This is a genomic window from Stenotrophomonas sp. 21LCFQ19 (assembly GCF_056861425.1).
This window is the reverse complement of sequence record NZ_JBSPUF010000015.1, coordinates 17,677-26,468: the sequence shown is the minus strand read 5'-3', so window position 1 is coordinate 26,468 and position 8,792 is coordinate 17,677. Positions and strand designations below refer to the sequence as shown.

The window sequence follows — 8,792 nt, the reverse complement described above, 5'->3', positions numbered from 1 at the left end:
CTACGATCCGCAGCTCAAGCGTGACCGCGTCGCTGCCCTGTGCCCGCAGCTGGATATGGGAACGCCTCTGCCGAGCATGGCTCGGCACTACAGCGCCCCGTCAGAATGTCCCTTGCCGACCATGGGTCGGCCCCCCTATTGTCTGCTCACCAAAGGACGGGGGTAGAGCATGAAGCGCGTTGCGATTGGTTTGGCTGTGCTGTTGGCAGGATGGGCGGCGCCTGCCGCCGCGATGACCTTCATGCAGGTGGAGCATGTCTGCCCGATCGGCGGCGAGCGCTTCAGTGCGCAGGAAATGGGCTCTGGCACGGCGTTTGGCCACTTCCTCGATGGACGCCTGCATGGCGCCATCCAATCGCCGTGGCCGCTGGTGTCCTGCCCGGGCAATGGCTTCGTCATCTACAAGGATGACTACAGCGCCGACGAGATCAAGCGCCTGACCGCCGTGGTCGAAAGCGACGACTACCAGCGCATGCGTGGGACTGAAACCAGCTACTGGTTGCTGGCGCGCTTGTTCGAAGCCGTCGATGCGCCGCTGAAGGATCGTGCCGGGGTGTTGCAGAGCGCAACCTGGCAGGCATCGCCGGAACAATATCCGCGCTACGTGCAAGCCGCATCGGCGGCGGTCGCGCAACAATGTCCGGATGCGCGCGCCGCCGCTGATCAGGACGAACCCTGGCTGTACTGCCAGATGCTGCTGGGCGAATGGGAGCGCAGGTTGTCGCGCTTCGATGCCGCGCGCGCCCGCTTCGAGCGTCTGCAGCCGCTGCCGGAGCGGCTGGTGCTCGCGCAGGATCGCGAACGCGCGCGTCGCCAATACGTCGCCGAGATCGCACAGCAGCTGCAGCTGATCGCCGAAAACAGCGCGATGAACACCATGGCGGTGGATGCGAATGCGCCGCCGGCCAAAGAGGCGGCAGAGGGGGCAACTGCGCGCATTGCCGGCACCCCGGGGATGTCGCCAGAGGCAGCGCAGGCGGCAGCAGATACCGCTGCGACGGCGGCAGATGCGTCAGTCGAAGCTGCAGCCTATGCGGCAGAAGCTGCTGCAGATGCCGCCTACACCGGTGGAGTGACCATGGATGCAGCTGCAGCTGCAGCTGCAGCAGCAGCGGCCGCTGCGGAAGCAGATGCAGCCGCTGCAGCTGGCGCCGAGTCGACATCGACCAAGCGCTGAGTGGCGTTGTTCCGCAGGCAGCTCAGCGGCGGGCCTTCCCCGTCGCGTGGAAACTGCCAGCGACTGCATGTGATGCCAAGGACGCAGGTGCGGGTCGCCCAGGAGGTGGCCTGTTCGAATCTCACAGGGGACGTAAGGAATGGATGAGTTCAACCCGTATGCCGCGCCGGAGGCCTTGCCGCCACCGCTTGCCAACACCAGCCCGGACAACGGCACCTGCTGGCGTGATGGCGATCAGCTGCTGGCCTTGCCGCATGGCGATCTGCCGCGCTACTGCGTCAAGTGTGGAAAGCCGGCGCTCGAGTACCGCCAGCGCAAGTTCTATTGGCACTCGCCGTGGATGTACCTGCTGATCCTGCTGCACATCCTGGTCTACCTGATTGCCGCACTGGCGGTGCGCAAGACGGCAGTGCACAACGTCGGCCTGTGTTCGGCACATCGCAAGCGACGGTTGAACTTCATCCTGATGGCGTGGGCGTCGCTGGTGCCGCTGTTTGGCTGTTTCCTGTTCGACAGCGGGGTGGTGATCGGCCTGGGGATACTGACCTTCCTTGTGATGGTGCTGTGGGGCCTGATCGGCATGCAGATACTCAAGCCCAGGAAGATCGATGCGAGCTTGGCCGTGTATCGCGGGGTATCGCCGGCGTTTCTTGCGCGCCTGCCTCGCTACCCGTATCGCCGCGACTAGTTCGACAGCGGCCAACGAAGCCCGGGCAAGCGCAATGCGCGCGGACGATGCAGCGCCAGCTCAGCCCTCGTTGGCCGCCTGCGCCTGATCCAGCAGGAACTGGCTGATGGCCTGGCGCAGTGGCAGGTCATCCGTGCGCTGCGCCAATGCATCTGCGCGCAGCGCGTGGTCGTGGGCCGCGGCAACATCGCCCAGGTTGGAATGACGTTCGGCCAGTGCCAGGCAGATCGAGGCTTCGTAGTTGGTCGCCTGCGCTGCGTTGGCAAGCATCAATGCGTGGGTGTAGTGCTTGATGGCGAGGTGATCATCGCCGGTGAAGTCGGCCAGCGTTTCCCACAGGAATGGATGATCGCGGCCGGCAGCCGCGATTGAATCGCAGTAAGCATGCAGCTGTGCATATAGCGATGCACTGGCGTCTTCTTCGCCATCTTCGCAGGCGTTGAGGATGGCGTCGGTCAGTGCGACCACGCGCGCATGGATATCCGGAGGTATGTTCATTGCGGCTCGTTACGGAAAGCGTCGAGGGTGCACCTGCAGATGCTCAGCCCGGCAAACGCGGGAAGCCATGCGCATCGCGCTCTTCGGCCACGGCCTGGTCCTGGATCTGCTGGTGCAGGGTGCGGCGTTGGATCGGCTGCGGCGTTGCGCCACGGCGCTGGCGCACTGCATTGAGCAGGCACTGGCTGGCCAGCGCCTGCTCGTCCTGTGCGGCAAACACCTCGCCCAAGGCTTCCCAGGCGTCGGCGCCGGCATCCTGGGCGATGGCCCGGTGCAGGAACTCCTCGGCTTGCGCCCATTGGCCCTGACCAACGGCAAGACGGGCCAGGCCCAGCAGTAGCGCCGGGCTGTTGGGATGCGATTGCAGCCAACGCTGGGCGCTTGCCCGGCGCGAATCGAATTTCTCCACCGGCAGCTGCGTGTACAGGCTGACCAGGGCTTCGTCCCAGTGGCTGTCCAGGGTCTGTTCGATGCTGCGCAGGGCGACATCGGTCCAGTTCAGTGCTACCGCGCGCTGTGCGTAGCGCGCCACCGCCTGTGGGCTGACCCGCACGGACTTGGGCAGCACTTCCCAGCGAGCAGCCAGTGTATTGACGTCGCTGGCTTCGTCCAGCATCTGCAGGGCAAGCGTGGTTTCCAGGCCGGCAACCGCGCTGGGTGGCAGCACCTGCTGCTGGCGCAGCGCGCCAAGCTGGCCATAGGCCTCTTCGGCGCGGCCAGCGCGTTGCAAGGCCTCGGTGCGCAGCCACAGACCGCGTGGCGGCAGTGGTTGCAGGGCCGGCAGGTCCAGCGCGTTGATCGCTTCCAGCGGCTTGTCCAGCTGCAGCCAGCGCTCGGCGCTGTGCAGGGCATGCAGGTGCGGGTCGGCTTCGGCCAATTGCTGCAGATGCTGGCCGGCGCTGCTGTTGTCCTCGCGTGCTTCGGCCGCGCGCATGGCGGCCACCAGGGCGATAGGGCGTACGGCTTTCTCGGTTGCCGCGCTCTGCAGCAGTTTTTCCGCGCGTTGCCATTGGCCGTTGTCCAATGCCTGCAGGCCATCGATCAGGCGCGCGCGGCCTTGTTTGCGGCGATGCCGTGCCCAGGCCCGGAACGGGGTGCTGATCAGCGACCACAGCAGCCATACCAGCAAAGCGGCGATCAGTACCGCCAACGCGGCTTGCGGCAAGGTTGCGATGTAGTCGTGGTCGCCAGCACGGACGATCACTTCGCCCAGGGCGCGTACCGAGTCCTGGCCCAGCCATTGCGCACCAAAGATGCCGGCAGCGGCGACCAGCAACACCAGCAACAAGGAACGGAAGGCCTTCATGGTGCGTCCTTGGCGGCGCGCGTGCTGCGCAGTTGCTGCAGGGTGCTGCCCAGTTCCGGCAGGTTGGGGCGCAGTTCCACGCCGCGCATCTCGCGCAGTTCACTACGGCGCAGCTGGCGCTGCGGTGAATCCGGCCACAGCCGCTGCAGCCAGCCGTCCACGCGGTCCAGTGCCTGCTGCCAGGCCTTGCCGTCGCCACGTTCGAGGGCGGCGCGGGCCAGGCTCAGCTCGATCTGCAGCGAGTCATTGGCGGCGATGCGTTCGGAGCGGGCAACCAGGACCTTGCCGTCGGCCGGGCGGATCTGCACCAGCGGCGACAGCATCTGCTGCCACCACGGTTGCTGGGTGTCGGCGGCTAGCTGCAGGTGTTCGGGCAGGCGTTCCAGTTCAGTGGACCATTGCTCGAGCTGGGCAGCGGTGCGGGCGCGCACGCCAGGGCCCAGTGCGTCCAGCGCATTGCGCTCCTGGATCAGCGCCTGGCGCAGGTTGAGGTAGTCGGGGCTGTCGATGCCCTCCAGCGCGCTGGCAGCCAGCGCATACAGGCGACGCGCACCGTCCAGGTCGCCGGCAAAGGTCAGCCGCTGCTGGGCCTGGTTGAGCAGCAGTTCGGCTTCTTCGCGGCGCACGGCCTGCGCGCCCTGGCGCGAGCTGTCGGCCAATTGGGCAAGGTTTTCTTCCAGCAGCGCGTTGCGCTGGCTCAGCCCCAGCACTTCATCGCGCAGCACGCGATTGGTGGCGGCGGCGTCCTGGATGCTGCGGGCATTGGCGCGCTGGTCGCGGCGCAGGGCGTCCAGCCCCTGCTGCATGGCGTTCAATTGCTGGGTCGCGCTGTCGCGGGCCAGATCGGCCTGCTGTTGGCGGCTCTGCCAGCTGTGCCAGCCAAACCAGCCGGCAGCGACCAGCACGGCGATGGCGATCAGCGGCAGGAGCCAGCGCAGGGGCCGGCGCGGTTGAACGGGTGCGACGTCTTCATTCATCGGGGGGCAACATCCTTGGCGGGCATGGCCACGACACAAGGGTGACCACGCTGTTGGTGCAGGCAAAGCATCGCCCGCGCGCTGCATGCCTGCAAGTCGCCTTTGGTTCTGTACTCAGCCTGCGGCCGGGAAAAGCGCGGTGTGGGCGGCGCTGGCCAGCTGGCCCGGCAAGGGACCGGCGGCAACGCTGACATTGCGGAAGCCTAGTTCGGTGGCTAGTTCTGCCAGCCGTGGGCTGGCGGCGACTGCTGCGGCCTGCTGCCAGCGCTGCAACAGGTCTGGCGACAGATACGGCAGCACCGTCTGTAGTGCTTCGCCGCTGCTGATCGCCACCACGTAAGGCGTGGACAGTGCCTGCAGACGCGCAATGGTGGCCTTGCTGACCGGCAATGGCACGCGTTCGTAGACATCGATGCGTTGCAGCTTGGCGCCACGTTCGCGCACCTGCGCGGCAATCACGCCGCGGCCGCCGGGAGCGGTGACCAAGGCCACGCGCAGGCCGTGCAGGTGCTGCATGGCGGGCAAGGCCAGCAGGCCTTCGCTGTCCATCCGGGCCGGCGCCTGCACGCTGGTCGCACCGCGGCGACGCAAGGCGCGCGCGGTGCCTTCGCCAACGGCAATCAGGCTGCCTGCGCGAAGCTCGGCCAATGGCAACAGCCGCGCAGCGGCTTCGGCCGCGGCGGGGCTGGTGAACACCAGTCGATCGTAATCGCGTGCTGCGTTCAGCTGCTCGCGTGTTTCCTCGTCGGTACGCATCTGCAGTCGCCAGGGCGACAACGCCAGCGTACGTGCACCCAAACGCGCCGCTGCGCTGCGCACGGTGTCGTGTTGCCCTTGCGGACGCATCGAGATGAGATGCCAGACCGTGTCGGCTGGCACATAGGCGGGGCGATTCATTCCATGCATTATGCGGGCGCTTTCCGTTTTGCGTGCGCGTACATGTCCGAACATTTTGCTGACCCCGTGTTGCTGGAGAACCTCCAGCGCACTCTTGCCGCAATGCCGCCGGTTGCGGCGATGGGCATTCGTATTGCGGGCTATGACAACGGCGTGCTGCGCATGCAGGCGCCGTTGGACGTCAACATCAACGACAAGGGCAACGCCTTCGGCGGTAGCCTGGCGTCGGTGATGACCCTGTCGGGCTGGGCGCTGGTCAGCATGCGCCTGGGCTTGGCCGGCCAGCAGGCCGAGGTGTACGTGGCCGACAGCAACATCCGCTACCGTGCGCCAGTGTATGGCGACCTGCTGGCAACCGCGCGGTTGGCGCCGGACCAGGACTGGGATGAATTCCTGACCACGTTCAGTAAGCGCGGCCGTGCGCGGGTGACGGTACGGGCGGCGATCGAAGGTGGGGCGGCCGAGTTCGAGGGCCGCTTCGTTGCCCTCGGCAAAGGCTAAGATCGGCCATCACCGAGGGGGGCCTGCATGTTCCGAAACCTGTTCCAGTCCGTTGTCGTCGCCCTGTTGCTGGTCGCTGGTTCAGCCCAGGCAGAGGGCCCGAGCCGCTCACAGCGCAACAAGCTGGTGCCTACCCAGGAGGCCTATGTTGCGGCCGTGCGCTGGGGCGATTTCGACAAGGCGGAAGCGTTCATCGACCCGCTCTACCTGCAGCAGCATCCGATCACCGACCTGCAGCGCGAGCGCTACCGGCAGTTGCAGGTGTCCAGCTACCGCGAGCGCTCGGCAGTTGCTGGCGCCGACGGCAGCATCGAGCGACGCGTCGAAATGGGCGTTATCAACCGGAATACCCAGGCAGAGCGGACGGTCATCGTGAACGAGCTCTGGCGTTGGGATCCGGAGGCCAAGCGCTGGTGGCAGGCAGCCGGTTTGCCGGACTTCTGGCAGGGCCAATGAGGCATTGGCTGCATTTTCACCGGCTGTGCGACAATCCATGCCCTCTTATCGACCCGTGACCTGAGTGAATTACGAAGAGTTGCTGGCCTTCGCCGGCCGAAATCCGATGCTGTCGCTGGCCCTGGTCGGCCTGACGGTGGCCATCATTGCCACCGAGATCGCCCGCCTGTTCCGTGGCTACAAGTCGCTCAAGCCGTCTGAATTGACCCATATGATCAATGCCGGCGGCGCGACCGTGATCGACCTGTCGGCTGCCGCCGACTTCGAGAAGGGCCATATTGCCGGCAGCCGCAATGTGCAGCCGGCCCAGTTGACCCCCGCGCACAAGCTGCTGGCCAATGCCAAGCAGAGCCCGGTGGTGTTGCTGTGCCGTACCGGCAATGCCTCGGCAACAGCAGCCAAAGCACTGAAAAAAGCCGGTTACGAGCAGGTTTATGTGCTCGACGGTGGTTTGCCGGCCTGGCAGGCAGCAGATCTGCTGCTGGTCAAGGGCCGTAACTGAGTCAGCAAATTTTCAGTCAGGGCTTGTGTAGGTGGGCAACCGCCCCCATCGCTGGTCTTGTACTAATCCCATTCAATGAACAATCTGTTCTGGAGTCTTGAGCAATGTCCGAAGAGAACACCAACGGCGTAGTCCCGGCCGACGAATCCGCCAACGGCCCGGCTTTCACCATCGAGAAGATCTACGTCAAGGACGTTTCGTTCGAGTCGCCGAATTCCCCGGTCATCTTCAACGAGAACGTGCAGCCGGACCTGCAGCTGAACCTGAACCAGAAGGTACAGCGCCTGTCCGAGACCGCTTTCGAAGTGGTGCTGGGCGTGACCCTGACCTGCAAGGCCGGTGACAAGACCGCCTATGTGGCCGAAGTCGAGCAGGCTGGCGTGTTCGGCCTGATCGGTCTGGAGCCGCAGGCGATCGACGTGCTGCTCGGCACCCAGTGCCCGAACATCCTGTTCCCGTACGTGCGTTCGATTGTCTCGGACCTGATCCAGGCTGGCGGCTTCCCGCCGTTCTACCTGCAGCCGATCAACTTCGAAGGCCTGTACGCTGAAACCCTGCGTCAGCGTCAGCAGCAGGGTGAGCCGTCGCTGGCCGACTCCGAGCCGGCTGGCAACGCCTGATCGGCGTCTGCGTTTCTGTATGAGTACGAACGACGCAGAAAAGATCGCCGTTGTTGGCGCGGGCTCCTGGGGCACCGCGCTGGCCACACTGTTGGCCCGGCACGGTCATACGACCGTGCTGTGGGGACGTGATGCAGCGGTAATCGAGGCGATTGATCAGCGTCATGAGAATCCCCGGTATCTGCCGGGGATTCCCTTGCCAGAATCCTTGCGCGCCAGCACCGACCTGGCTGCCACCGTTACCGGGGCAGACTGGATCCTGGTGGTGGTGCCTTCGCATGCCTTTGCCGAAACCGTGCGCGCGCTGGCGCCGCTGCGGCCGGCGGGGGCAGGCGTGGCCTGGGCGACCAAGGGCTTCGAGCCCGGCTCGGGCCGTTTCCTGCATGAAGTAGCGCGTGAAGTGCTGGGCCCGGACGTGCCGTTGGCCGTTGTCACCGGCCCGTCCTTCGCCAAGGAAGTCACCCTCGGCCTGCCCACCGCCATCACCGTCCACGGTGATGACGATGCGTTCTCCCAGCAGGTGGCAGACGCCATGCACGGCCCGGCGTTCCGCGCCTATACCGGCGACGACATGGTCGGTGCCGAGCTGGGCGGGGCGATGAAGAACGTGCTGGCAGTGGCAACCGGCGTGGCCGATGGCATGCAGCTGGGCCTGAACGCCCGTGCCGGCCTGATCACCCGTGGCCTCAACGAAATGCTGCGACTGGCCGCTGCCATCGGTGGCAAGCCGGAAACCCTGATGGGTCTGGCCGGCCTCGGCGATCTGGTGCTGACCAGCACCGGCGACCTGTCGCGCAACCGCCGCCTGGGTTTGGCGCTTGGTCGCGGCCAGAGCCTGCCCGATGCGGTGAAGGAAATCGGCCAGGTGGTGGAATCGGTGCAGACCGCCGATGAAGTCATGCGTCAGGCCGATCGCCACGGCATCGACCTGCCGATCTCCAAGGCAGTGCAGTCGGTACTGCACGGCGAACTCAGCCCATCCGAAGGCCTGCAGCAGCTGCTGGCCCGTGAGCAGAAGCCGGAATACCCGGATACGCTGTTCAAGTAAGGATGAGCGACGATTAAAAAAAAGCCCGGCAGTGCCGGGCTTTTTTGTTTTTTGTAGTGCCGAGCCATGCTCGGCCGAGGCTCTACAAGCGAAACCACAGCCGAGCAAGTCTCGGCACAACA

General features: G+C 65.6%; 11 protein-coding genes. 7 read left to right on the top strand and 4 right to left on the bottom strand.

What is annotated here, in order from left to right; translation table 11 throughout:
• The first annotated feature begins 169 nt into the window (after nt 1–169).
• Entirely contained in the window at nt 170–1,177 is a 1,008-nt protein-coding gene (locus AC13FW_RS16040; protein ID WP_482989722.1) for a hypothetical protein, read from the top strand.
• 139 nt (nt 1,178–1,316) lie between these two features.
• The gene (locus AC13FW_RS16035; RefSeq protein WP_482989721.1) at nt 1,317–1,865 is read left to right on the top strand and encodes a hypothetical protein; all 549 of its coding nucleotides are present in this window, start codon (nt 1,317–1,319) and stop codon (nt 1,863–1,865) included.
• A 60-nt stretch (nt 1,866–1,925) separates the two neighbouring features.
• On the opposite strand, the gene AC13FW_RS16030 is transcribed toward AC13FW_RS16035, so the two are convergent.
• From AC13FW_RS16030 to AC13FW_RS16015, 4 genes are all read right to left on the bottom strand, one after another.
• Nucleotides 1,926–2,363: a hypothetical protein gene (locus AC13FW_RS16030; RefSeq protein ID WP_482989720.1), complete on the bottom strand. Its 438-nt coding sequence runs from the start codon at nt 2,361–2,363 to the stop codon at nt 1,926–1,928.
• A 43-nt stretch (nt 2,364–2,406) separates the two neighbouring features.
• Complete coding sequence (locus AC13FW_RS16025; RefSeq protein WP_482989719.1) at nt 2,407–3,669, bottom strand: heme biosynthesis HemY N-terminal domain-containing protein; 1,263 nt, start codon at nt 3,667–3,669, stop codon at nt 2,407–2,409.
• Complete coding sequence (locus tag AC13FW_RS16020) at nt 3,666–4,646, bottom strand: uroporphyrinogen-III C-methyltransferase (RefSeq protein ID WP_481533913.1); 981 nt, start codon at nt 4,644–4,646, stop codon at nt 3,666–3,668. The genes AC13FW_RS16025 and AC13FW_RS16020 overlap by 4 nt, the downstream gene beginning before the upstream one ends.
• A gap of 114 nt (nt 4,647–4,760) precedes the next feature.
• Nucleotides 4,761–5,543 (bottom strand): uroporphyrinogen-III synthase, encoded by a 783-nt coding sequence (locus tag AC13FW_RS16015; RefSeq protein WP_296248506.1) that lies wholly within the window; start codon nt 5,541–5,543, stop codon nt 4,761–4,763.
• Between the two features lie 42 nt (nt 5,544–5,585).
• Here AC13FW_RS16015 and AC13FW_RS16010 point away from each other — a divergent pair, with 42 nt between their 5' ends.
• From AC13FW_RS16010 to AC13FW_RS15990, 5 genes are all read left to right on the top strand, one after another.
• On the top strand, nt 5,586–6,044 hold the full coding sequence (locus tag AC13FW_RS16010; protein ID WP_482989718.1) for a YiiD C-terminal domain-containing protein: 459 nt from the start codon (nt 5,586–5,588) through the stop codon (nt 6,042–6,044).
• A gap of 27 nt (nt 6,045–6,071) precedes the next feature.
• Nucleotides 6,072–6,500: a hypothetical protein gene (locus tag AC13FW_RS16005; protein WP_296248510.1), complete on the top strand. Its 429-nt coding sequence runs from the start codon at nt 6,072–6,074 to the stop codon at nt 6,498–6,500.
• A gap of 64 nt (nt 6,501–6,564) precedes the next feature.
• Complete coding sequence (locus AC13FW_RS16000; RefSeq protein WP_057629188.1) at nt 6,565–7,002, top strand: rhodanese-like domain-containing protein; 438 nt, start codon at nt 6,565–6,567, stop codon at nt 7,000–7,002.
• A gap of 104 nt (nt 7,003–7,106) precedes the next feature.
• On the top strand, nt 7,107–7,622 hold the full coding sequence (secB, locus tag AC13FW_RS15995; RefSeq protein ID WP_282269650.1) for a protein-export chaperone SecB: 516 nt from the start codon (nt 7,107–7,109) through the stop codon (nt 7,620–7,622).
• Nucleotides 7,623–7,641: 19 nt separating this feature from the next.
• The gene (locus AC13FW_RS15990) at nt 7,642–8,670 is read left to right on the top strand and encodes an NAD(P)H-dependent glycerol-3-phosphate dehydrogenase (protein WP_282269648.1); all 1,029 of its coding nucleotides are present in this window, start codon (nt 7,642–7,644) and stop codon (nt 8,668–8,670) included.
• Nucleotides 8,671–8,792 lie beyond the last annotated feature (122 nt).

What these genes read in the sequence shown, in the direction of transcription:
- AC13FW_RS16040 (WP_482989722.1), top strand. Translation starts at nt 170, where the DNA reads ATGAAGCGCGTTGCGATTGGTTTGGCTGTGCTGTTGGCAGGATGGGCG.
- AC13FW_RS16035 (WP_482989721.1), top strand. Translation starts at nt 1,317, where the DNA reads ATGGATGAGTTCAACCCGTATGCCGCGCCGGAGGCCTTGCCGCCACCG.
- AC13FW_RS16030 (WP_482989720.1), bottom strand. Translation starts at nt 2,363, where the DNA reads ATGAACATACCTCCGGATATCCATGCGCGCGTGGTCGCACTGACCGAC.
- AC13FW_RS16025 (WP_482989719.1), bottom strand. Translation starts at nt 3,669, where the DNA reads ATGAAGGCCTTCCGTTCCTTGTTGCTGGTGTTGCTGGTCGCCGCTGCC.
- AC13FW_RS16020 (WP_481533913.1), bottom strand. Translation starts at nt 4,646, where the DNA reads ATGAATGAAGACGTCGCACCCGTTCAACCGCGCCGGCCCCTGCGCTGG.
- AC13FW_RS16015 (WP_296248506.1), bottom strand. Translation starts at nt 5,543, where the DNA reads ATGAATCGCCCCGCCTATGTGCCAGCCGACACGGTCTGGCATCTCATC.
- AC13FW_RS16010 (WP_482989718.1), top strand. Translation starts at nt 5,586, where the DNA reads ATGTCCGAACATTTTGCTGACCCCGTGTTGCTGGAGAACCTCCAGCGC.
- AC13FW_RS16005 (WP_296248510.1), top strand. Translation starts at nt 6,072, where the DNA reads ATGTTCCGAAACCTGTTCCAGTCCGTTGTCGTCGCCCTGTTGCTGGTC.
- secB (WP_282269650.1), top strand. Translation starts at nt 7,107, where the DNA reads ATGTCCGAAGAGAACACCAACGGCGTAGTCCCGGCCGACGAATCCGCC.
- AC13FW_RS15990 (WP_282269648.1), top strand. Translation starts at nt 7,642, where the DNA reads ATGAGTACGAACGACGCAGAAAAGATCGCCGTTGTTGGCGCGGGCTCC.